Here is a 21,884-nt window from a genome sequence, read left to right on the forward strand (position 1 = left end):
AAGTTTCGTGCGTAAGGTGGGCGGCGTCCCCGAGCGAGAGGAAACCGCCATGCGCGGCAAGGGAATGACGTACGACACCGGATTCGTCCGCAATGGACGGTCGTCGCGGGAGAGCTTCGAACCGGAGGTGGTGAAGCGCGAACTGGCGATCATCCGCGACGACCTGCACTGCACCGCGGTGCACGTCGTGGGCGGCGATCCGGATCGGCTGGAGCAGGCCTCGCGGTGGGCGGCCGAACTGGGGCTGGAGGTCTGGTTCTCGCCGTATCCGCTGGAGCAGACCCAGGACGAGATGCTCGCCCTCTTCGCCGACTGCGCCACCCGCGCCGAACGGCTGCGCGCCACCGGGGCGAACGTCGTGTTCGTGTCCGGCGTCGAGTTGAGCGTGATGAACGAAGGCTTCCTGCCCGGCAAGGACACCGCCGAACGAGTCGGTCTGCTGCTCGCCGAACCCGAGGGCCGCGCCGAGCGGCTGGCCGAGGTGGGCAAGCTGCTCGACCCGTTCCTCGACACCGCGGTCAAGATCGTGCGGGAACGGTTCCACGGCCCGGTCACCTACGCGTGCGTCCAGTTCGAGCAGGTGGACTGGAGCCGGTTCGACTTCGTCACGGTGGAGCTCATCCGCTCCGCCGAGGTCGCCGACCTCTTCCAGGCCGGCGTGCGAACCCTGGTGGCGCAAGGGAAACCGGTCGCGATCACCGGCTTCGGCACGGCGACCTGGCGCGGGTCCGGCGACGTCGCGCCGCGGAGCATGGAGATCGTCGAGTACGACAAGGAGACCGGCGATCCGCTACGCATCGACGGCGAGTACGAGCGGGACGAGGCCGGACAGGCCGCATATCTGCGCGAGCTGCTGGAAATCTTCGACGCGGAGGGAGTGGACAGCGCGTTCGTGTTCCTTTTCGCGCTCTACAACTACCCGGACGATCTTGACCTGGCCAGCTTCGGCCTGGTGAAAGTCCTGGAAGGACGGTCGGGCACGGCGTACCCGGGGCTGAACTGGGAACCGAAGGAGGCGTTCGCCGCGGTCGCCGAGCATTACGCGAAACCTTGACTCAGCGGGGTCCGGGCGGGTGAGATCCGGACATGCCGACGAAGACGAGCGCGCTGGGCAACCGGGTCATGGCCAAGGCGGCGGTGCGGATCATGCCGCTGCTGATGCTGCTGTACTTCGTCAATTACCTGGACCGGGTCAACATCGGGTTCGCCGGTCCGAACGGGATGAACAAAGAACTCGGCCTCACCGCGACCGCGTTCGGGCTCGCGTCCGGGATCTTCTTCATCGGCTACCTGATCCTCGAGGTGCCGAGCAATCTCGCGCTGCACCGGTTCGGCGCGCGCCGCTGGATCGCGCGGATCATGATCACCTGGGGCGCGGTGGCCGTCGCGATGGCGTTCGTGCCGAACACGACGACGCTGGTGGTGCTGCGGTTCGTGCTCGGCGTCGCCGAGGCGGGGTTCTTCCCCGGCATCATTTTGTATCTGACGTACTGGTTCCCGGCGGCGCAGCGGGCGAAGGCGGTCGCGCTGTTCATGTGCGCGGTGCCGGTGTCGAGCGCGATCGGCTCGACCGTTTCCAGCCTGCTGATCAGCGGCGGGCACGGCGTGTTCGGCCTGTCCGGCTGGCGGTTCATGTTCCTCGTGGAAGGCGTTCCGGCGATCCTGCTGGCGGTCGTCACGTGGTTCTGCCTGAGCGACCGGCCGGAATCCGCGAAGTGGCTGACGGCCGAGGAACGCGACTGGCTCACCAGCGAACTCGACGCCGAACGCCGCGCCACCGAAGCCGAACACCACTGGCCGCTGCGGAAAGCGCTCACGCACCCGCGGATCCTCGGGCTGGCGTTCGTGTACTTCGCGGTGGTCTACGGCCTGTACGCGCTGGGTTTCTTCCTGCCGACGATCATCGCCGGGTTCGGCGAGGAATTCGGCACCAAACTCACCGTGTTGCAAGCGGGTCTGGTGAACGCGATCCCGTACGTCGCGGGTGCGCTGGTGATGGTCCCGTGGGCGCGCCACGGCGACCGGACCGGGGAACGGACGTGGCACGTCGCGCTGCCGATGCTCGTCGGCGGCGCGGCGATCCCGGTCGCGCTGTACCTCGGAAACCCTTATGCCACCATGACCGCGGTGACCATCTGCGCGATGGGCGTGTGTGCGGCGCTGCCGACATTCTGGGCGCTGCCCTCGAACTTCCTGTCCGGCGCGGCGGCCGCCGGCGGGATCGCGTTGATCAACGCACTGGGCAACCTGAGCGGGTTCGTCGCCCCGTACCTGACGGGCTGGCTGCGCGACCTGACCGGTACGCAGCGGACCGGATTGTGGGTGGTCGGCGCGTGCATGGTCGCCGGAGCGGTGCTGGCAGTGGCGTTGGGGGCGAAGCCGCGCGCGTCTCGCCGGTGATTAGCCGGCGCGGCGCACCCGGTCCGTCAGCACCTGTACTTCGGTCTCGAACAACGCGTCGGCGTCGAGGCCCATCGCGGTGAAGCCGCCGCCGATTTCGAGGCTGACAAAGCCATGCAGCCGCGACCACAACGCGACCGCCAGCTGGTGGTTCTCGGTGTTCGCGCGCCGGGCGTCGAGGACTTCCTCGTTGTCGTACGGCTTTCCCGCGGTGTCGGGGTCGTGCAACACCCCCAGCACCACGCCCATCAGCGCGCGGGCCGCGTCGGCGAGCGGCTTGGCGTGCGCGTCGTAGCCGGGGAACGGTGCCTTGAACAGCAATTCGTACCGGTGCGGCTCTTCCCGCGCCCAGCTCCGGTAGGCGGCGGCCAGCAGCCGGATCCGCGCCTCCGTGTCGGGTGCGTCGGCACCGAGCGCTCGCACCATGGCGTCGCGGAGGTCGTGGTACGCGTCGATGACCAGGATATTCAGCAGTTCGTCGCGGCTGGAGAAGTAGCGGTACAACGCCGGTCCGGAGACGCCGAGCTGCTTCGCGATGGCGTTGATGGAGATCGCCTGCGCGCCCCCGGCCGCGAGCTGGTCGAGCGCGGCGGATTTGACCTCCTCGCGCACCTGCTCGCGGAACCGTTCGCGCATCGGTTTGCGGGTGCCTGCTGCGGGCATCCCCACCTCCTTGACGACGCCCGACGGTAACACGGCCGATCGTTCGGAAGACCTTCTAACTGTTCGTCCGGTCCTCGAAGGCTCGCTCGACGTCGTCGCGCTCGACAGCGGGACCAGGCACTTCGATCGGGCCCCCGGCCGCGAGGCCGTTGAGGAAATGCGCGATCTGCCGCCTCGCCAGGTGGGTCCAGTCGAGGACGGACGCCTTCGGCTGCGTGAGCAGGGTGCTGAACGCGAGCAGATCGGTGGCGTTGACCGGGCCGCGGATGCTGCCGTCCTCGCGGCCGGTCGCGAGGAAGAACTCGAGCCGCCCGTAGATCGACTTCCGGGCCGCGACCGCTTCCGGGGTGACGAGCGGGGGCGCGCCGTGCAGCGGAAGGACGAGCTGGTCGGCGATGTCGACGGTGCCTTCGAGATAGCGGCGGACCTGGTCGAGGCCGGTGCTGTTGTCGTCGATCTGGTCGAGCAGGCTGTTGAGCAGGCCGTACGCACGGTGCTCCAGGGCTTGGAGCAACGCGTCGCGGTCGGCGTAGCTGCGATAGAGCGTGCCGATCCCGAGACCGGCCTCGGCGGCGATGGCGGCCAGCGGCACATGCCGTCCTTCGCGAAGCATCGCCGAGGCAGCCGCGGAGAGCAGCCGTTCACGGTTGGCCGCCGCGTCCTTGCGGACCTTGCGCGGGCGGGACATCGGTTCTCCTTACCCCGATCTCGGGCGACTGGCGCGAGCCCGTACGTTCGCGAGCAATTCCGCTACTGTGTCCACCCGGCCAGCGTATACGCGCGGACCTCGAGGCGAGCTTGTCAACCATGGCCCGGAAAGCCGGTTGACCACGCTGGCAAAGTGGAGTCACGTGAGTGATGACGCGACCCACCTTCTCCGTGCCGCCAGCCTGGCGACCCCCATGGCATTGCGCGTCGCGGTGACGCTCGGCTTGCCCGACCGGCTGCGCGCCCCTGGCACGGTCGACGACGTCGCCGCAGAACTGGATCTCTCGCCGATCGCGCTCGACGTCCTGCTCGGCCACCTGGTCACGCTCGGCGTGGTCGAACGCACCGACGAGGGCTACCTGACCACCGCGTACGGCGCGAATCTCTGCCAGGACAAGGAAAACGGAGTAGCCAACCTGCTGCACCTGGACCGCGCCGCCGGCCGCGCCGAACTCGCGTTCGTCGAGCTGGCACACAGCGTCCGGACCGGCGAAGCGGCTTACTCTCGGCGTTACGGCAAGGATTTTTGGGCTGATCTCGCTGAGCAGCCGCACCTGCGGAAGTCTTTCGACCAGCAGATGATCAACCGGTTCCGTACGGAGATCCCGCAAGTGGTCGACGGAATCGGCTGGTCTTCTTTCGCTACGGTAGTCGACGTCGGCGGCGGTCGAGGAGATTTGCTCGCCGCGATCCTCGAAGCCAATCCGAAATTGCGCGCCCACCTGGTCGACCTCGAACCGACCGCGAGCGAGGCCCGCGCTGCTTTCGCCGCACGCGGCCTGGCCGACCGGGTCGAGGTGCGCGGCGGGAGCTTCTTCGATCCGCTCCCGGCGGGCGCGGATGCCTATGTCCTGGTGGACATCCTGCACAACTGGGACGACGAAAACGCCCGCCGCATCCTGAAGCGATGCGCGGAAGCGGCAGGCCGGTCCGGTCGGATTCTCGCCATCGAAGCGGTCAGCGGAATTCACGCGCGCACCGAAATGGACTTGGTCATGCTGGTCCATTTCGGCGGCCGTGAACGACGGGTGGAAGAATTCCGCGCACTCGCCGATTCCGCGGGTTTGGTCTTGGAATCGGCGGCCCCGTTGACCGACCAGCGAGGCCTCCTGGAATTCCGTGTCGCTTAACTCGGTGACCGTCCGAGCAACGCGACCAGCCGATCCAGCGGTGGCGCGTCCTCGGCAACCGGCACCGGTGGCGCGAAGGGGCTCCGTTCCGGCGGCAGGTCAGCGAGTTTCGCCGCGCTGAACGCGATTTCCCGCTCCACCAAGGCGTCCTCGAACTTCGCCTCCTGCCCGGTGGCGCGAGCGAGGTCCCAGCCGTGGACGAGTTCCTCGACGATCCGCAGATGCACCGCGACAACCCCCGGAACTGTCCCGGCCGGGACCTCGACCATCTGCTCCAGCGCCCCCGGCTGCTGGAACGCCGCGAGCAGACCAGCAACCGCGTCCCGATAGGACGCTACGGGGTCGTCGCCGAGCGCGTCCGAGCTGCGAGGGTCCAACGACGCGCCCTTCGCACCGCTCAGGGCGGCGGTGAACAGCCGGTGCCCGAGGACCAGATGGTTCACCAGTTCGCGGACCGTCCACTCCGGGCACGGCGTCGGCGCGTCCCAGCGAGACACGCCGGCGACCAGCGCGCCGGTGGAATCGAGGACCGCGGACAGATCGTCGACAGGATTCATCGTTTCGCCTTTCTCAGGGGTCACCAGTACAGACACCGCCCGCCCCGGAAACGGAACGATGGCAGGATGCGAAAGGTGGGCCAGGACATCCTCGATCGCGCACGCGCCGGAGACGCGCGCGCCTTCCGCGAGCTGGTCGAGCCCTATCGGCACGAGTTGCAAGTGCACTGTTACCGCATCCTCGGCTCCCTCGCCGACGCCGAAGACCTCCTGCAAGAGACCCTCCTCGCCGCCTGGCGCGGGCTGGACGGCTACGCCGGTCGCGCCTCGGTGCGCTCCTGGCTGTACCGGATCGCCACCAACCGCTGCCTCAACGCCCTCCGCGACGCCGGTCGTCGCGTCCCGGCCGAACCGTCGCCGCCGTTCACTCCGATCGAGCCCACGCGCCGCACCGAGGTGACCTGGCTGCAGCCCGCGCCCGACGACCCCGCTGCGCAGTACAGCGCCAAGGAAACGTTCGAGCTGGCGTTCGTCGCGGCGCTGCAGAAACTTCCGCCGCGACAGGCCGCCGTCCTCCTGCTCCGGGATGTGCTCGACTACTCGACCGCCGAGGTCGCGGACATGCTGGAGACCAGCTCCACCGCGGTCAAAGGCGCTCTGCAACGCGCGCGAGCCCAGCTGCGGCAGACCGTCGAACCCGCCCCGCCGGCACCGCGGGAACGGGAGATCGCGCAACGATTCGCGGAGGCGTTCAGCGAGGGAGACGTCGACGGCGTAGTCGCCCTCCTGACCGACGACGGCTGGCTCGCCATGCCGCCCGCGCCGCACGAATACGTCGGCCGCGAAGCCGTCGCGGCGTTCCTCGCGATGTTCGGGCAGTGGCGTGGCACCCGACGGTTCCGTCTGCTCCCGACGCGCGCCAACACCCATCCCGCCTTCGCCTGCTACCTCACGGAACCCGACGGAACGGTGGGGCATCCCGCGGGAATCCTCGTTCTTGCCCTGTGGGGCGACCGAATCCGCACCGTCACCTGGTTCCTCGAACCCGAGTTGTTCCCGCGCTTCGGCCTGCCCGCGGAGGTGAAGGTGTGCTGACCACCCTGGCGATCCAGAACTACCGCTCGCTGCGAGACCTGGTGCTGCCGTTGTCGCAGCTGACCGTGATCGTCGGCGCGAACGGCACCGGCAAGTCCAGCCTGTACCGCGCGCTGCGGCTGCTGGCCGACGCGGGACGCAACGGTGCGGTCGCCGCTCTCGCCGGAGAAGGCGGTCTGCCGTCGACGCTGTGGGCCGGTCCGGAGAAGATCGGCCGAGCCGTCCGCGAGGGCCGGTCACCGGTGCAGCCCGTGCAGCGCACCACCGCGGTCGGTTTGCGGCTCGGCTTCTCCGGCGACGAATTCGGCTACGCCCTCGACTTCGGCCTGCCCGTGCCCAGTCGCGAACGCCGTCCGACGGCCTTCAACCTGGACCCGGAATACAAACGCGAATGCGTCTGGCACGGCCCGGTACTGCGCCCGTCCGCCCTGCTGGCCGACCGCTCCGGCACCCGGGTCCGCATCCGCGACGAGTCCGGCTCCTGGGTCGAAGGCGGCCACTCGATCGCCCTCACCGACAGCATGTTGAGCGAATTCGCCGACCCGCGCCGGTGCCCGGAACTCCTGATCGTCCGCGACCGAGTCCGCGCGTGGCGGTTCTACGACCACTTCCGCACCGACGCCGACGCCCCGGGTAGGCAAAGCCGCATTGGCACCCGCACCTGGGCGTTGGACCACGACGGCGGCGACCTGGCCGCGGCCCTGCGCACCATCCAGGAATCCACCGACGCCGACGCCCTGACCACCGCGATCGACGACGCCTTCCCCGGCTCGTCCGTCGAAGTAGCCACCGCCGACGGCCGCTTCGACCTCCGCTTCCACCAGCACGGCCTGCTGCGCCCGCTCAGCGCCGCCGAACTCTCCGACGGCACCCTGCGCTACCTGCTGTGGGCCGCGGCGCTGCTCAGCCCGCGCCCGCCGGAGCTGCTCGTCCTGAACGAACCGGAAACCAGCCTGCACCCGGACCTGCTGCCGGCACTGGCTGCGTTGATCACCGCGGCGGCCAAGAAGACGCAGTTGCTGGTGGTGTCGCACTCCCAGCTGCTGGTCCGGTTTCTCGAGGACGCCTCGGTGCTGGAACTGGAGAAGGACTTCGGCGCGACGGTGGTCGCCGGGCAGGGGCGGCTGGACCAACCGGCTTGGCATTGGCCGAAACGGTAAAGCCTGGCAGGAAGGCCGGTATGCCGATCAGAAAGGGCCATGCCGAGTAGGCGCCCGTCGCAGCTCCGGGTCCGCGAGTCGCCCTACCCTCAGCCTGGCCCGCGGTTTGTCCATGCCTCGTACCGGCAGCTGGACCGGCACCCGCCGGAAGACCACGTTCCGTACTACGGCGAGTACGGTCCGGCGACTGATCCAGTGTCCGCGCGGGCCCGGTTAGGCCAGGCGTTGCATCGGTTGCCGCGCAACGCTTCCCGCGCGGGTCCGGCCGTTGGACGAGAGGTACCTGTCCCGATCGATCCCCGCACCGGAGGTCCAGCACCTCCAGGCGCTGCCCTAACGTTTCGCCCGCTGCCCGTCCGCCAGCTCCGGCGGCCTCCGCCGTTGGGGCGCCGCGGCCGGCCGCCGTGCGCGAGTCGTCTTCCCAGGCGTCCGGACCGGCCGGTACGGCTCCGGCACCGGCAGCCGCAGGATCCGTCCGATCTTGCCCGGCCCGAGATGGTTCAAGTCCGCCACCGCCGCGGGTTCGTGCCGGGCGCAACTGGCGAGCACGCCGAACAGGAACATCGTCACGATCAGCGACGTCCCGCCGTACGACACCAGCGGCAGCGTCACCCCGGTGACCGGCAGCGCGTTCACCACGTACCCGATGTTGACCGCCGCCTGCGCCACCAGCAGCACGGTGATCGTCGCGGCGACGATGCGGATCCACGGGTCGAGGTTGCGCGTCGCGATCCGCAGGCCGACCAGCGCGAGCCCGCCGAACAGCAGCAGCACCACCGCGCAGCCGAGGAAACCGAGTTCCTCGCCGATCAGCGCGAAAATGAAGTCGTTCTGCACGTTCGGCAGGTACTTCCACTTCGACGCGCCCTGTCCGAGCCCGACCCCGAACAACCCGCCCTCGGCGAGGGCGTACTGCGCCTGCACCGCTTGGTATCCGGCGCCGGAGGTGTCCGCGTCGGGGGAGAGGAACGACAGCACGCGCGCGAGCCGGTAGTCCGCGACAAGCGCGAGCACCACGAACCCGCCGACGCCGCCGGCCAGGAGCGCGGCGAAGAGCCGTCCTGGCGCGCCGGAGAACCACAGCAGCGCAAGCAGCACGATGCCGAGCGAGATCGTCCCGCTGAGGTTCGGCTGCGCCATCACCAGCGCGAACATCAGCAGCGCGACCGGCACCAGCGGCACCAGCAGATGCCGCCAGTGGTGCAGCAACCGGGCTTTGACGACGAGAATGTGCGCGCCCCACAGGGTCAGCGCGACCTTCGCGACCTCGACCGGTTGCAGCGTCAGCGGTCCCAGCGCGAACCACCGCTGCGCCCCGTTCACCTTCGCACCGAGCGGGGTGAGCACGAGCGTGAGCATCGCCAGCGTCACGAGCATCAGCATCGGCGAGAGGGATCTGATCCGCCGCAACGGAATCCGCAGTCCGGCCCACAGCGCGACCAGGCCGATGAGGACGAAGATGACGTGCTTCTGGAACGTGCTGTACACGCCGCCCGGCTGCGCGGAGGACGCCGACAGCACCATGATGACGCCGAGCAGCGTGAGCAGGCCGCACAGCGCGAGGACGAGGTGGAACGACGCCAGCGGCCTGGAGAGCCAGCCGACGATCGCGACCGGAACCCGGGTTCGTCTGTTCCGTGTCGTAGCCACTCGCGCACCGCCGTCCGCCGATTTTCCGGCGCGCGGAAGGAACGCGCCGGGCCGATTATGCCCTAACCGTCCGCATCGGATAGTGCGGCGCGCGGGCATTCGGCGCTGAAGCTATTTCACGCAAGGGATTCCGCCCCCGCTCAACGCCGGCGGGGGAGCGGGAACGCTGCTGCTGTGCGTCATCGGGAGCACATACGCGGCCGGTGTCGGCACCGGAGCGCCGCTGAGCAGTTGCGCGACCAGGGACTGGATTTGCCCGGTATTCACGAAGTTGACGTCTTCGCCGGACGGGCTCTTGCCGAAATGGTCGACCGGAAGGGTTACGAAACTGACATTCCCGCCGGTCAGGCTGGACGCTTGTTTCGCGAGCGCGAGCAGGTCCAGCCCGCTGTCGACCGCGGTGTTCTGCTTCGCGACATCCAGGATCCCCTGGAGTTTCGCCGGATTCGTGAAGGTACCGCCCTGTTTGAGCTGATAGGCCAGCGAAGAGATGAAAGCCTGTTGTCTGCGTTCGCGGTCGAGATCGGTGAAATTGAGCGCCGGATGCACGTTGTCGCGACGCTGCCGGACGAATTCGACGGCTTGTTCGGCGCTGATCTCCTGCTGGCCGGCGTGGAAATTCGCGCCCGAATAGCTGTCCTGGGTGTCCTCGTTGAGGCACACCGTGATCGGCTGGACTACCTGGGCGATCTCGAAGAACGCCACGAGGGTGACCTCGACGAAATGGTCGATCGGGACACCGCCGAGGAATTTCCGCACGGTGTCGATTTCCGCCCGGCGGCCCGCGTCCCGTGCTTGCTGCTCGCGCTGGGATTTGTCGGTGACATTCTGCGAGACGAGCTGTTTGGCCTTTTCGTCGAACGCCAGCCCGTAGGCCTGTTTGATCTTGCCCTGGCACACGTTGTCCGGACAGCCCGCCAGCGGCACGTAATCGTCGCGCGGGATCGAGATCGACGTCGCCCTGCCGCCGTCGCCGGGAACGTGCAGCAGCATCAGCACATTCGCGTTGTAGCCGCCGTCCTGCTGATCCCCGGCGTGCAGCGAGTTGTAGATGTCCTTCGGCAGCGGGTTGCCGTTCTCGTCGAGCCGCGAATCGAGGCCCATGATGAGAATGTTGGTGTCGCCGCCGCTGGAGGTCGACTGCCCGTCGAGCACGTCGGAAACCTGCAGCCCCGACACGACGCCGCGGTAGGCAGCCCAGCCGTAGCCCGTCAGCGAGAGCGTCAACGCGGCTGCGAGCGCCAGCGCGACCCGGCCGGTGACCCGCCGCCGCCGGGCCGCGGCACGGGCGGCGACACCACGCGCCGCAGTGCTTCGGGACGCGGCGGCACGTCTGTCGTGAGGGTCGGTCATCAGGCCTTCCGGTGCCGGGGCGTCATGGTTAACCACTGTTCTGCACACACGCTGTGTACATGCTGAGAACGAAGCTCACGCAGAGTTAACTCAGGGGCGGCGGTGGTCATGGCAAGCACTCCCTCCGGCCCCGCTTCACGGGCCGATCGCGTTTCCAGGCTCGCGGAGCACTCAACGCCCTCCGCCGGATAACTGTCAAGCAGTTGTACAAGTGTTGTAGTTATCAAAGTGATCCAGGTCACAGTCGAAGTAATGTCGAGAACGCCGTCCGGGCTCCGTCCCCGCAGCACCTGACCGAAGCCGAGAAGGAGACCACGATGGAACCGCAAGAAGTCGCCGAAGTCCTGAACCGCCCGCTCAGCCGTGAACTGCTCGCCCGCGACATCACCCGGCTCGCCTACGTGGCGAAGGACGGCACCCCGCGCAGCGTCCCGATCTCGTTCACCTGGAACGGCACCGAGGTCGTCCTGTGCACCACCAAGAACGCGCCGAAACTGCCTGCGCTGCGGGCGAACCCGATGGTCGCGCTGACCATCGACACCGAGTCGCACCCGCCGAAGATCCTGCTCGTCCGCGGCCGCGCCGAACTCGACTACGTCGACCACATCCCCGACGAGTTCCTCCAGATCAACGGCACCTACGAGATGACGGCGGAACAGCGCGTCGAATGGGAAGCCGAAGTCCGCTCCCTGTACGCGGACGGCATGGTCCGCATCGTCGTCACGCCGACTTGGGCGAAGCTCATCGACTTCGACACCACGCTGCCGTCCGCGGTCGAGGAACTGGTGCAGCGGCGAGCGGAAGCGAACGCCGGATAGCCGTCCGCTGATCCACTACACTGAATCGCCTACACGCCCCCGACGCGCGAAGGCGGAGCGCATGATCCTGGTGACGGGTGCGAGCGGCAACGTGGGATCGGCGCTGGTCAAGCAGTTGCAACGTGGGATCGGCGCTGGTCAAGCAGTTGCGCGTGGCCGAGGTGCCGTTCCGGGCCGCGTACCATTCCGCGGAGAAAGCACAGAAAGCCGCCGCGGACGGCATCGACGCGGTCACCGTCGAAATGTCCGATCCGGCCAGCGTGCAACCGGCGCTGACCGGGGTGTCGAAGGTTTTCTTGCTCGGCGCGATGAGCCCCGGACAGACCGGCAACGAGTCCAATGTGGTCGAAGCCGCCGTGTCCGCCGGGGTCTCGCACGTGGTGAAACAGTCGCTGTGGCGGGCGGACGAGGAACTCACCCCCATCGCCCGGCTGCATCGTCCGGTCGAGCGGATGCTGGAAACCTCGCCGCTGTCCTGGACCTTTCTCCGGGCGAACTTCTATCTTCAAGCGTTCTCGGGAAACTGGGCCGGAACCATCCGGTCCGGAAATTTCTTCGCCAGCCCGCTGATCCGCGGTCCGATCGCCTTCGTGGACGCCGAAGACATTGCCCGCGTGGCGTTTCGGGCACTGACCGAGGACGGCCACGCAGGCAAGGCGTACGCGCTCAGCGGTCCCGAAGCACTGACGTACGACGAGGCCGCGGCAGTGCTGTCGGAAGTGCTCGGCCGTCCGATCGCGTATCGCGGAATGTCGAACGAGCAAGCATTTTCCGCGCTGGCTGAAGCCGGAATGTCGTCGTTCCATGCGAAGGCGCTGGTCGAGGTGTGCAATACGTACCTGGACGGCGGCGCGGAAACCGTGACGTCCACAGTCGAGGACGTCACCGGCCAGCGACCGCGGAACTTCCGCGAGTTCGCGACGGCGCACCGGCATTGTTTCGAGGCAGCACAAGGCAGCTGAGCACGGCGGCCACGAGACTGAGCCCGGCGGTGACCAGGAAGACGTCGCCGAGGTCCCCGGCGTAAACCAGCCCGAGCACGGCGACGCCGAGCGTTTGGCCGAGCTGCCGGAACGTAGCCATGGCACCCGACGCCATCCCCGCGCGGTCCCCGGGAACCGCGCTGAGAATCGCGGTGCTGCCCGCAGGCCCGGCGATCCCCATCCCAGCGCCGGTCACGATCAGCCCGGGCAGCAGACTGAGCCACGTCGAATCGCGGTCGAGCAGCACCCACTCCAGCCCGCAGCCCGCAGCCGCCAGCAGGGCCCCGAGCCCGAGCACGATGCCCGGCGAAACCGCGTGCAGCCGCTTGCCGATCAGTATCGAGGCGAGAAAAGACGTTGCCGCCAACGGAATCAGCGCAAGCCCAGCCGCGGTCGGGCTGAGGCGTATTGCGGTTTGCAGCCAGATCGACACGTAAACCAGGCAGGCGAATACGAAAGAACTCGCGACAACCACGACCAACACCGTCCCGAATGATGCCCGGCGGAACAGCGCGAGATCGAGCATCGGGTGCTTCACTCGTCGCTCGACCACAACGAAGCCGGTCAACGCCACGGCCGCGAGGGCGAACACCGGCCACGCATGCTGGATCAACGCGTAGATCACCGCACCCGAACCGACTCCGAAAGCCAGCATGCCACCGAAGTCGATCCGGGTGCCAGCCGGTCGTTTCGGTGCCTCGGCCAGATACTTCCGGGTCAGCAGCAGAGTCAGCACGCTCAACGGCAAATTGAGGAAGAAGATCGCCTGCCACCCCGCCCACTGCGTCAAAACGCCACCGAGAAACGGCCCCGCCGCACCAGCGCCACCGAGCACCGCCGTCCACATCCCGAACGCGGCACCTCGCTCTTTGCCCGCGTAATTGGCTCCCAGCAACGACATCGCAGCCACCATCATCGCCGCGCCGCCGATCCCTTGCACCGCCCGCGCGCCAATCAGCACGCCGACATTCGGCGAGAGCGCACATCCCAGCGACGCCACCGCGAACAACGCAACCGAACCGACGAACACCCGGCGCTGCCCTACGATGTCGCCGATCGCGCCCGCGCTCAACGCGAGAACGGCGAGCACCAAGGTGTAGCTGTTGACCACCCATTGCAGGCTGGCCAGCGACGCTCCCAGCCCGCGCGCCATCTCCGGCAACGCAACCGTCACCACGGTGGTGTCGAGGATCAACATGAACGACCCGAGGCAGATCGCCGCCAACGGCCCCCATTTGCGCATCACAGCTCCCTTTCTCTCTCCCCGAAGAGTGATCAGGCTGTCGGCGCGCCTCAAGCAAACTGGCCTTTGGTGGCGGATCCCGTCATCAACTACCGTGGAGTGATGAAACCCGTCACGCTGGATCCCGTGGACCGCCAGCTGATCCACGCGCTGGATCTCGACGGCCGCGCCCCTTTTACGCGGATCGCCGACGTGCTCGGCGTTTCGGAGAACACCATCGGCAGGCGCTACCGGCGGTTGCGACAGGCCGGGGTGCTCCGGGTAGTAGGCGCGGTCGCGAGCGCGAGACTCGGGTACGCACTGTGGACGGTCCGATTCGCCTGCGCGCCCGCGTCCGGCGTCCCGATCGCGACGGAGCTCGCCAAGCGCCCGGATACGTTTTGGGTCCATTTGCTGTCCGGCGGCACGGAAATCGCGTGCACGACGCAGTCGTCCATTGTGGAGGAACCCGACGTGCTGCTGCTGGACAAACTCCCGCGGAGCAGCCGGATCACGTCCGTGTCCGCGCATCAGATGCTGCACGGGTTCACGCGCCTTGGCCGGTGGTCTGCCTTGTCCGACGAGCAGATCGCCGCGCTGCAAGTCCCGGTCGACCCCGCCGAGGAGGTCACCTTCGACGACGCCGACCGGCAGTTAGTGCAAGTCCTGGCCGACGACGGCCGCGCCAGCTACGGCGAACTGGCCGCCGCGTCGGGCCTGTCCGAGTCGACCGTGAAGCGCCGGATCGAAACCCTCCGCCGAGCAGGGGTGCTGTCGTATCAGCTGGATATTTCCCTGCGCGCCTTGGGTTTTCAGGCAGAAGCGCGACTGTGGATGATCGTCCGCCCGTCAGCCGTCGCCTCGGTGGCAAGTGCCTTGGCGGAACACGAAGAGGTGCAATTCGCCGCAGTCACCACCGGCCCGGCGAACCTGGTCGCCGCGATCGCCTGCCGCAACGCGACGCACTTGTACGAATACCTCACCGAACGCGTCGGATCGCTCGACGGGATCCAGCAAATGGAAACCGCCCCCGTGGTCCGCACGGTGAAGCGCAGTGGATCGTTGCTGCCGCTCTAAACGGCAGCCTTCCCGCTGTAAGCGTTCAGCACCTCGGACAACGAACCGTGCTGTTTCACGTGCCCCTCGTCCATCCACAGTGCGGTATCGCAAAACTCCGCGAGCAGCTCGTCGGAATGATTCGCGAACACCAGGATCCCGGACCGCCGCACCAGGTCCTTGAGCCGATCGCGCGCCTTGGCGAGGAACGCTGCGTCGACCGCTCCGAGCCCTTCGTCGAGGAGCAGGATCTCCGGATCGATCGTGGTCACCACCCCGAGCGCGAGCCGCACCCGCATCCCGGCCGAGTAGGTGCGCAACGGCAGCTCGAGATAGTCGCCCAGCTCAGTGAACTCGGCGATGTCCTCGACCCGCTTCGCCATCTGCCGCCGGCTCATTCCCAGAAAGAGCCCCTGTATCAGGATGTTCTCGCGCCCGGACACCTCCGGATCCAGCCCGACCCCCAGATCGAACACCGGCGCGACCCGCCCCACGACCTTCAGGGAGCCGCGCGTCGGCTCGTAAATCCCGGACAGCAACCGCAACAACGTGGATTTGCCGGCCCCGTTGTGCCCCACCAGCCCGACCCGATCACCCTCGCCAAGCCGGAACGACACGTCCCGCAACGCCTCGATCACCGGCACCCTGGCCCCGCCGGCGATGGTCCCGCCGACCTTCCCGAGCACCCGCTTCTTCAAAGACCGGGTCTTGGCGTCGAAGATCGGAAAGTCGACGTAGGCGTTGCGCACCTCGATGCTGACCATGGCTCCCCTCCTAGATGCGAACGGGAATTATCATTCGCATATCCGCGACGCTACCAGTAACGTGCCGCGAGTGAGCGAGACGAGCGAGGGCTTCCGCCCGCCGCAACAAGCCCGCAGCCGCGCCGCGCTGCAGAAACTCCTGACCGCAGCCGAACAAGTCCTGGCCGAGCAGGGCCTGGAGTCGTTTACTGTCGCCGCGGTGGCCTCGCAGGCAGGCATGTCGGTCGGCACGATCTACCGCCGCTTCGACGGCAAGGAACAGCTGCTGCACGCCGTGAAGGACCGCTTGTTGACCCAGCTGGAAACCAGCGTCCGAGACGCCCTCCGCTCAGCGCCCCCGGACCTGCGCTCGATCTTCACCGCCTTCGTGGCAGCCCTGGCGCAGACCTTCGAGGAACACGACGGGATCTTCCCGGAACTACTGGACGCCCAGCGCTCCGACGGCCGAGACCGCGGCCTGGCCGCCCTGTCCGCGATCCAAGACGCCCTGCTGGAAGCCCTGCCGCTCTCCTCGGCCGAGGTCGAGAACCTGAAAATGGCCGCCAGAACGATCATCGGCGCATGCGTCCACCGCGCCGCGACCAGCAGATTCTGGCCAGACGACCGCCCGTGGGAGACGTGGGCAGAGGAAGCGGCGGAGATGGCACTGGCGTACCTGACTTCACCGCCCACGGGCCCCGCTAGGATGTAGCCAGCAGCACGCGACGGCCCTCGTAGCTCAGGGGATAGAGCACGGCTCTCCTAAAGCCGGTGTCGCAGGTTCGAATCCTGCCGGGGGCACACATCCGCAGGTCAGATCCTATTTCGATCAAGAAGGTTCGAACCGGGAAGCCTCAAGAGTCAGAAAACTGTCTGAATTCAGTGCGTGACGGTTCGGCCCCCGACTGTACCTCTCCGCACACGGTCCGCACCTCCCGCGGCTTCCCGCGTAACAGGTCCGCTTCGCTCTGCGATCCCCTTTGCCGGACCATGACGAGGGGGACACCGTGGGGGACGACTCCGACAGACCGAGATGCTTCACCTCGCGATCGATCGGGGCGCTGCTGGCAACCCTGGTCGTTGCATTCGGTCTGACCAGCTTCGCGCCACCGGTCGACCCGGTCGCACGGTCGGCCGGGTTGAGGCCGACCGATCGCAAAGCGCCGACGTGCGACCAGGCCACGGTGATGAACCGGCGGCTCGACGAGCTCGGTCGCGGCGGCTTCACCTGGACGATCGCCGAGCCGCCCGACAATCTGTGGGGCGTGGTCGACCTGCACGGCACGATGCAGGTGCGCATTTCCCCGCGGGTTCCGTGCTCGCACATGATCGACGTGATCAACCACGAGTGGGTTCATACGCGGCAATACGCCAAGTACGGCGACCGCACCATGCAAGCCTACGGCGACGTGCTGGAACCGGTCGCCGACTGCGGCTCGCGACTGCTCGGCTCGGCGTACACGCCGTACCTCGACCAGCGGGGGGACTGGCTGCACCGAGTACGAGGTGGCGTCCGCGCGGTCACTGCTCGCCGCCAACCGACCGGGTTAGCTCTGGTCAGAGCCGAACGCCTGCCCATCGCGCGAACCCAGCCAGAGTCGCGGTGGTGCGCCGCTCGGAAGCGGCGAGCGCCCGCACCGTCTCGGTGACCGATGGGTGGTGACGGGTCGCGTTCGGTGCGACTTCCCTGGCCGCGTTCAACTCTGCGAGAGTGCGCTCTCGGTCACCATGGAGCATCCATGCGCGCGCCATGTCGATGTGGTGGTGCCCGACCCGTTCCGGTCGACGCGGGTCCGTAACTTCGACGGCGGAGGCACGCCGGACGGCTTCGGTGCCGTTGTAGTTCTCGACCGGCTTCGCGCACCAGTGAACGACGATGTTCGTCGTGCTGGCGTCGACGCCGTAGTACGGGACCGCGGGCGGCTGGAACTCGTCCGCGAACGCGCGTACCTCGCCCAGATAGTCGTCGGCCTCGACCGGGTCGCCGGCACGAGCGGCGAGGATCGCTGAGCGCAGGTCCAGTTGGATTGCCACTGACCGACTGGGGCTGACCCGTTTTGACGGACAGGGTCGTTGAGGTGGTCAGGCTATCCGGTGGGTGGGTTCGTAGGTGTTGGGGCTGAGGTAGCCGAGGCTGGAGTGCAGTCGGCGGGTGTTGTACCAGCCTTCGATGTAGCCGAAGATCGCTTTGTGCGCGGCAACCCGGGTAGGCCAGCCGCGCCGGTCGAGCAATTCCGCTTTGATGGTAGCGAAAAACGATTCGGCGACGGCGTTGGGCCAGCACTGTCCCTTGCGCCCCACCGACAAACGCGCGCCGTGCTCGTCGGCGAGGGCACCGAACTGGGCAGGCGTGTATTGACAGCCGCGATCGAAGTGGAAGATCACCCCGGGTTCCGGTCGGCGCTGGGCAACGGCGTTGTTGAGCGCGTCGGCGATCAGGTCGGTGCGCAGGTGATCGGCGGTGGCCCAGCCGACAACGCGGCGGGAACCGAGGTCGATCACCGTGGCCAGATACAGCCAGCCTTCCCAGGTGCGGATGTAGGTGATATCGCCGCACCAGCGAGTGTTGATATCGCTTGTGCTGCAGGAGAAGTCCCGCTTGATCAGATCGGCCGGAGTGTGCGCGCCCGGGTCGGGGACGGTGGTGGTGCGCCACGGTTTCGGAGCTCGTCCGGCGCGGCCGGCGGCGCGCAGGAGCCGGGCGATGCGCTTGCGGGAGTGCCGCCGCCCGCGGTGGCGCAGTTCGGCGTGCAGCCGGGGCGTTCCGTAGGTGCCGTTCGACTCGTCGTGGATCGCGGCGACCACCACGCCGACGACGAATGTGGGATCAATCCCCTGTTCCTCTTCTCCGACTGGCTGCGCCGAGCGCCGGGCTTCGCTCGCATTGGTCCGCCGCGCCGTCCAATCCGGATACGACTCGCCTGCAAAGCCTGCGGCGCGACCGCCAAGCACACGGACCACCGATGCGGCGAGTGCGGCGAAAGCTTCCGTTTGGACATCTAGACAGCCCGGCACCGCGGCGGTGATCCCTCGACACGCTGCGGCACCGGGTGCGCCCCCACCGGACGGGGTGCGGGGGACGGTGGTCTGTCCCGAAGACCACCGCCCCCATCCAACAGACTGCGATGACAGGAACACCGGATGGAAACGCCGGACGAGGCGCGCGCGAAACGGATCAAGCGAAACCGCCGGATGATCGAATCCTGGCGAGCCGGTGAGTCGGTCACCGAGATCGCTCGGGAGCACGGGCTGTCGCTGAGCTGGACCGGGCGATTGCTGCGGCAGGAAGGGGCCGTGCTGCCGCCCATCCGACAGGGTGTGAAGCGCACCGACCTCGACATCGAACAGAACATTCTCGACTACGAAGGCGGCGCATCCATACAGGCAGTCACCGACGCACACAGTACGTGCTATGCCACGATCCGTCGGCTCCTGAAGAAACACAAGGAGACGATTCGCCCGCACGGCGGCCAGAACGCCATCGAGCTCTCGCCCCTGCTAACCCTTCGATCCCGCACATAACCACGACCCCATGCCGCACGTCCGCATGCTTCCCTCTCGCAGGCGCGTGGCGGGGCGGTTCCGTTGTCCGGTGAAATGTGCCGGTCGAGCGACGCGCATGGCGGCGATCTAGCGTTCACGAGTCCTTGGGCGCTGCACATCAGGTCGTGCCACGCGTCGCTCCTCCTCCTGAGTAGTTCTATCTAGCTGCGCCTAGGTAGGCCTTCGCGTGTTCGCTGGCGAGCCCCCCGTTTGAGGGGGAGACACCGTTGATCTCCGAGCCCCGGTGCCCGTAACGTGACTCTCGGTTACGGGAAGGGGAGGCCGATGGGGTTCACGAGTGTGCCCGCTGCGTTGAGAGCGGCGGGGCGGTCCGCAGGGGAGAAAACGGCCGGTCTGCGCGGCGCGGATTGCGCCGGTCTGGTCGGGCGGGTCTCGGCTGCGGTGCGGGGCGGGAAGGCCGCGGCGGCGGCCGGGGGCTGCGAAGAAGCGTGGTCGTCGACCTTCGCGCAGTGGTGTGCACAGGCGCAGCGGTTCGGCGAGAATCTTAGTGCAGCAGCCGACCGGTACGAGAAGGGCGACCACAGCGCGGCCGGGGTGTTCCCCGTCGCTCCGACGATGCGGGGGCCGCGCTGATGGTGTCACTGGCCGATGTGCGCGCCTGGAACCCGAACGTGCTGGACGAGGTCTGCGCGGCCGTGCGGGCGAAGGTGCAGGTTCTGGTCAGCGAGGGCGACGACTACGGCAAACTGCTCCCGGTGGACGGCTGGAGCGGCCCCGCCGCCGAGGGCGCGGCCGCCCAGCACAAGACCCACATGCAGGGCCTGGACACCTACGCCGCCGGAGTCGCCGCGATCGGCAAAGCCGTCGGGCAGGCCGCCGACGCGATCCTCGCGCTGCAGGCCGCGATCAAGAACGCCGACGAGCTGGCCCGCAAATACGGGTTCGCGATCACCGCCGACGGCGCGATCGTCTGCGTCTACGCAGGTGACCCGCCACCGGAACTGCACCCGCAGGACCGGGCACGAGCACAACAGCAACTGGCCGACGACGTCGCGCAGATCCTGCGCACCGCCGAAGACATCGACAGCGACCTCGCCGCCGTCCTGGACAAAGCAGCCGCCGGCCAGTTCGGCACCGGGAACGAGTCCACCGTCGCCGCCGCGGCCGCCGACGGATTAAACGCTCCTGGCCTCACCGCGCCCGAACCTCCGCCCAACGCGACGCCATCGCAAGCCTCGGCGTGGTGGGCCACCCTCTCCCCGGCCGAGCGGGACATCCTGATCCGCGACCGCCCCGGCCAGATCGGCGCGATAGACGGACTGCCCGCCGTCGACCGCGACCGCGCGAACCGGGCCGTGCTCGACCGCGACTACGCCGATCTGCAACGGCAGCGCGACGACATCCGCCACCGGCTCGACGGGGTGAAACGCAGCGATCCGCAGCAACAGAAGGAGTACTACGCGCTGGAAAAGCAACTCGACGAGCTCAACGGCAAGATCGCCGGAATGGACCAGATCAAACACCGGCTCGACCAGGCCCTGCCCGGTCAGCCGCCCGCCTACCTGCTTGGCATCAACCCCGCGAACTCCGGGCAGGCGATCGTCGCCATCGGCGATCCCGACCACGCCGCCAACGTCGCCACCTACGTCCCCGGCACCACTGCCGGGCTCAACGATGGCATGCACACCGACATCGAACGCTCCGACGCCATGGCAGCCAAAGCCACGCAGTTGGGTTCCCCGTCCACGTCGGTGATCACGTGGGTGGGGTACGACGCGCCGCAAAGCGTCCTCCCGGACGCGGCCAGCACGAGCTTCGCCGACAAAGCCGAACCCGCGCTGCGCGGTTTTCAGGACGGGCTCGGGGCCGCGCACCACGGGCCGGTGAACACCACCGTCATCGGACACAGCTACGGCACCACCGTCGTCGGCCAAACCGCCCGAGACCTCGGCCTGCCCGCCAACAACCTCGTCATGGTCGCCAGCCCCGGAGTCGGCGTCGACCACGCCAACCAGCTCCACCTCGACGGAACTCCTCAAAACCAAGTCGGCCAGCACATCTACTCCACCGCCTCCACTACCGACCCCATCCCCGCACTCACCAACCTCGACTTCTCCCCGCTCGACGGAATCGACCCCCTCGGACCCGCCCCCACCACCCCCTGGTTCGGCGGGCAGACCTTCGATTCTGACACCGGAAACCCCGCCACCTCCCACAGCGACTACTGGAACAAAGACTCTTCCTCACTCAAGTCGATAGGCAAGGTAATTGCCGGAAGCAAACCATGACTCGTAACTATCAAAAAAAACCTGTGCAGCCGATGAGGCTCGCAACGCTTGCCGCCGTCTTGATCGCAATGACCGCCTGCGGAGGTGCCCCCATGCAGCCAACCCTCACGTCCGAACAGGCCAAGCAGGCGGCGGCGGACGCCGTTCACGCTGCCGCGTCGATCTCCTTCCCTGCCGGGTACAAGCTGACCGAAATCGTATTTCCCGCAGAGTCCTGCACTGACTCGTCGGACAAAGAAACCGGTCAAGTCAGGGTCGGCGTCACCTACTGGGTAGACGGCCCGGACCGCGCGCAAAATAGTTCCTACTACGAAAAGCTAAAAAAGTGGTGGACGGACAACGGCTGGACAATCGAAACCGACACCTGGCAGGGCGACCAATTCGCCAACGCCCATAACGGTGACGGCTACGTCATGAGCCTGACTGGCACGGTGACGGGAACGGTCCTGGGGCGCCTGAGCATCGGAGCTAGTTCGCCGTGCGTCTGGCCCAACGGGACGCCCGAGCCCAAGTCCTGAGGCCCGGATGAGCCGTCGACTGGATCAGCCAAGGTCAGCAGTCCTGCTCATTGCTGGGCTGTTCGCTGCAGTCCTGACTGCGTGCAGTGTCGAGAA

At 67.7% G+C, this 21,884-nt stretch carries 23 protein-coding genes and 1 tRNA gene; 16 read left to right on the top strand and 8 right to left on the bottom strand.

What is annotated here, in order from left to right; genetic code table 11:
• Positions 1-49: 49 nt before the first annotated feature.
• Both DMP23_RS39000 and DMP23_RS39005 read left to right on the top strand, forming a co-directional pair.
• Positions 50-1,054: a hypothetical protein gene (locus DMP23_RS39000; protein ID WP_337824490.1), complete on the top strand. Its 1,005-nt coding sequence runs from the start codon at positions 50-52 to the stop codon at positions 1,052-1,054.
• 32 nt (positions 1,055-1,086) lie between these two features.
• Positions 1,087-2,400, top strand: a complete 1,314-nt coding sequence (locus DMP23_RS39005) for an MFS transporter (RefSeq protein WP_037811062.1) — start codon at positions 1,087-1,089, stop codon at positions 2,398-2,400.
• Here DMP23_RS39005 and DMP23_RS39010 read toward each other — a convergent pair whose 3' ends face one another.
• Together DMP23_RS39010 and DMP23_RS39015 are read right to left on the bottom strand one after the other, a co-directional pair.
• Entirely contained in the window at positions 2,401-3,063 is a 663-nt protein-coding gene (locus DMP23_RS39010; protein ID WP_337823978.1) for a TetR/AcrR family transcriptional regulator, read from the bottom strand.
• A gap of 55 nt (positions 3,064-3,118) precedes the next feature.
• Positions 3,119-3,751 carry a TetR/AcrR family transcriptional regulator gene (locus DMP23_RS39015; protein ID WP_167754142.1) on the bottom strand — a complete coding sequence of 211 codons (633 nt, stop codon included), beginning with the start codon at positions 3,749-3,751 and terminating at the stop codon, positions 3,119-3,121.
• A gap of 163 nt (positions 3,752-3,914) precedes the next feature.
• On the opposite strand from DMP23_RS39015, the gene DMP23_RS39020 reads away from it, so the two are divergent.
• Complete coding sequence (locus DMP23_RS39020) at positions 3,915-4,901, top strand: methyltransferase (RefSeq protein WP_443111316.1); 987 nt, start codon at positions 3,915-3,917, stop codon at positions 4,899-4,901.
• Here DMP23_RS39020 and DMP23_RS39025 read toward each other — a convergent pair.
• Positions 4,898-5,458 (bottom strand): TIGR03086 family metal-binding protein, encoded by a 561-nt coding sequence (locus tag DMP23_RS39025; protein WP_337823979.1) that lies wholly within the window; start codon positions 5,456-5,458, stop codon positions 4,898-4,900. The genes DMP23_RS39020 and DMP23_RS39025 overlap by 4 nt on opposite strands.
• Positions 5,459-5,524: 66 nt before the next feature.
• Between DMP23_RS39025 and DMP23_RS39030 the strand changes: the two genes are divergently transcribed.
• Complete coding sequence (locus DMP23_RS39030) at positions 5,525-6,493, top strand: RNA polymerase subunit sigma-70 (RefSeq protein WP_337823980.1); 969 nt, start codon at positions 5,525-5,527, stop codon at positions 6,491-6,493.
• Entirely contained in the window at positions 6,487-7,653 is a 1,167-nt protein-coding gene (locus DMP23_RS39035; RefSeq protein WP_238604146.1) for an AAA family ATPase, read from the top strand. The genes DMP23_RS39030 and DMP23_RS39035 overlap by 7 nt, the downstream gene beginning before the upstream one ends.
• Before the next feature lie 333 nt (positions 7,654-7,986).
• Here the strand turns inward: DMP23_RS39035 and ftsW are convergent, their stop codons facing one another.
• Both ftsW and DMP23_RS39045 read right to left on the bottom strand, forming a co-directional pair.
• Positions 7,987-9,303, bottom strand: coding sequence for a putative lipid II flippase FtsW (ftsW, locus tag DMP23_RS39040; protein ID WP_275290719.1), 1,317 nt, complete (start codon positions 9,301-9,303; stop codon positions 7,987-7,989).
• A gap of 111 nt (positions 9,304-9,414) precedes the next feature.
• Positions 9,415-10,656 carry an LCP family protein gene (locus DMP23_RS39045; RefSeq protein ID WP_337823981.1) on the bottom strand — a complete coding sequence of 414 codons (1,242 nt, stop codon included), beginning with the start codon at positions 10,654-10,656 and terminating at the stop codon, positions 9,415-9,417.
• 317 nt (positions 10,657-10,973) lie between these two features.
• Here DMP23_RS39045 and DMP23_RS39050 point away from each other — a divergent pair, with 317 nt between their 5' ends.
• Together DMP23_RS39050 and DMP23_RS39055 are read left to right on the top strand one after the other, a co-directional pair.
• Positions 10,974-11,474 carry a pyridoxamine 5'-phosphate oxidase family protein gene (locus DMP23_RS39050; RefSeq protein ID WP_043830726.1) on the top strand — a complete coding sequence of 167 codons (501 nt, stop codon included), beginning with the start codon at positions 10,974-10,976 and terminating at the stop codon, positions 11,472-11,474.
• A 122-nt stretch (positions 11,475-11,596) separates the two neighbouring features.
• Positions 11,597-12,436: an NmrA family NAD(P)-binding protein gene (locus DMP23_RS39055; protein ID WP_337823982.1), complete on the top strand. Its 840-nt coding sequence runs from the start codon at positions 11,597-11,599 to the stop codon at positions 12,434-12,436.
• Here DMP23_RS39055 and DMP23_RS39060 read toward each other — a convergent pair.
• Positions 12,357-13,700 (bottom strand): MFS transporter, encoded by a 1,344-nt coding sequence (locus tag DMP23_RS39060; RefSeq protein ID WP_337823983.1) that lies wholly within the window; start codon positions 13,698-13,700, stop codon positions 12,357-12,359. The genes DMP23_RS39055 and DMP23_RS39060 overlap by 80 nt on opposite strands.
• A 102-nt stretch (positions 13,701-13,802) precedes the next feature.
• Between DMP23_RS39060 and DMP23_RS39065 the strand changes: the two genes are divergently transcribed.
• Positions 13,803-14,756, top strand: coding sequence for an Lrp/AsnC family transcriptional regulator (locus tag DMP23_RS39065; protein WP_337823984.1), 954 nt, complete (start codon positions 13,803-13,805; stop codon positions 14,754-14,756).
• Here DMP23_RS39065 and wzt read toward each other — a convergent pair.
• A complete protein-coding gene (gene wzt, locus DMP23_RS39070; RefSeq protein ID WP_337823985.1) occupies positions 14,753-15,499 on the bottom strand; it encodes a galactan export ABC transporter ATP-binding subunit Wzt/RfbE in 747 nt (248 codons plus the stop codon). The two genes, DMP23_RS39065 and wzt, sit on opposite strands and share 4 nt — an antisense overlap.
• Positions 15,500-15,569: 70 nt before the next feature.
• Between wzt and DMP23_RS39075 the strand changes: the two genes are divergently transcribed.
• From DMP23_RS39075 to DMP23_RS39090, 4 genes are all read left to right on the top strand, one after another.
• Positions 15,570-16,190, top strand: a complete 621-nt coding sequence (locus DMP23_RS39075) for a TetR/AcrR family transcriptional regulator (protein WP_043830740.1) — start codon at positions 15,570-15,572, stop codon at positions 16,188-16,190.
• 16 nt (positions 16,191-16,206) lie between these two features.
• Positions 16,207-16,279 (top strand) — tRNA-Arg (locus DMP23_RS39080).
• A 338-nt stretch (positions 16,280-16,617) separates the two neighbouring features.
• Positions 16,618-17,127, top strand: a complete 510-nt coding sequence (locus tag DMP23_RS39085) for a hypothetical protein (RefSeq protein ID WP_134665210.1) — start codon at positions 16,618-16,620, stop codon at positions 17,125-17,127.
• A gap of 115 nt (positions 17,128-17,242) precedes the next feature.
• The gene (locus DMP23_RS39090) at positions 17,243-17,488 is read left to right on the top strand and encodes a hypothetical protein (protein ID WP_167754140.1); all 246 of its coding nucleotides are present in this window, start codon (positions 17,243-17,245) and stop codon (positions 17,486-17,488) included.
• Positions 17,489-17,560: 72 nt separating this feature from the next.
• On the opposite strand, the gene DMP23_RS39095 is transcribed toward DMP23_RS39090, so the two are convergent.
• Positions 17,561-18,430, bottom strand: coding sequence for an IS3 family transposase (locus tag DMP23_RS39095; protein ID WP_081684799.1), 870 nt, complete (start codon positions 18,428-18,430; stop codon positions 17,561-17,563).
• A 189-nt stretch (positions 18,431-18,619) separates the two neighbouring features.
• Between DMP23_RS39095 and DMP23_RS39100 the strand changes: the two genes are divergently transcribed.
• The 4 genes from DMP23_RS39100 (at position 18,620) to DMP23_RS39115 (ending at position 21,788) form a co-directional block, all read left to right on the top strand.
• On the top strand, positions 18,620-19,000 hold the full coding sequence (locus DMP23_RS39100) for a hypothetical protein (protein ID WP_037811083.1): 381 nt from the start codon (positions 18,620-18,622) through the stop codon (positions 18,998-19,000).
• Between the two features lie 306 nt (positions 19,001-19,306).
• Positions 19,307-19,615: a hypothetical protein gene (locus DMP23_RS39105; RefSeq protein ID WP_337823986.1), complete on the top strand. Its 309-nt coding sequence runs from the start codon at positions 19,307-19,309 to the stop codon at positions 19,613-19,615.
• On the top strand, positions 19,615-21,270 hold the full coding sequence (locus DMP23_RS39110; RefSeq protein WP_337823987.1) for an alpha/beta hydrolase: 1,656 nt from the start codon (positions 19,615-19,617) through the stop codon (positions 21,268-21,270). The genes DMP23_RS39105 and DMP23_RS39110 overlap by 1 nt, the downstream gene beginning before the upstream one ends.
• Positions 21,267-21,788, top strand: coding sequence for a hypothetical protein (locus tag DMP23_RS39115; protein WP_337823988.1), 522 nt, complete (start codon positions 21,267-21,269; stop codon positions 21,786-21,788). Before DMP23_RS39110 ends, DMP23_RS39115 begins: the two co-directional genes overlap by 4 nt.
• The last annotated feature ends 96 nt before the right edge of the window (positions 21,789-21,884 follow it).

Origin of the sequence: Amycolatopsis sp. A1MSW2902 (genome assembly GCF_017312175.1) — a bacterium.
Lineage (GTDB): Bacteria > Actinomycetota > Actinomycetes > Mycobacteriales > Pseudonocardiaceae > Amycolatopsis > Amycolatopsis nivea.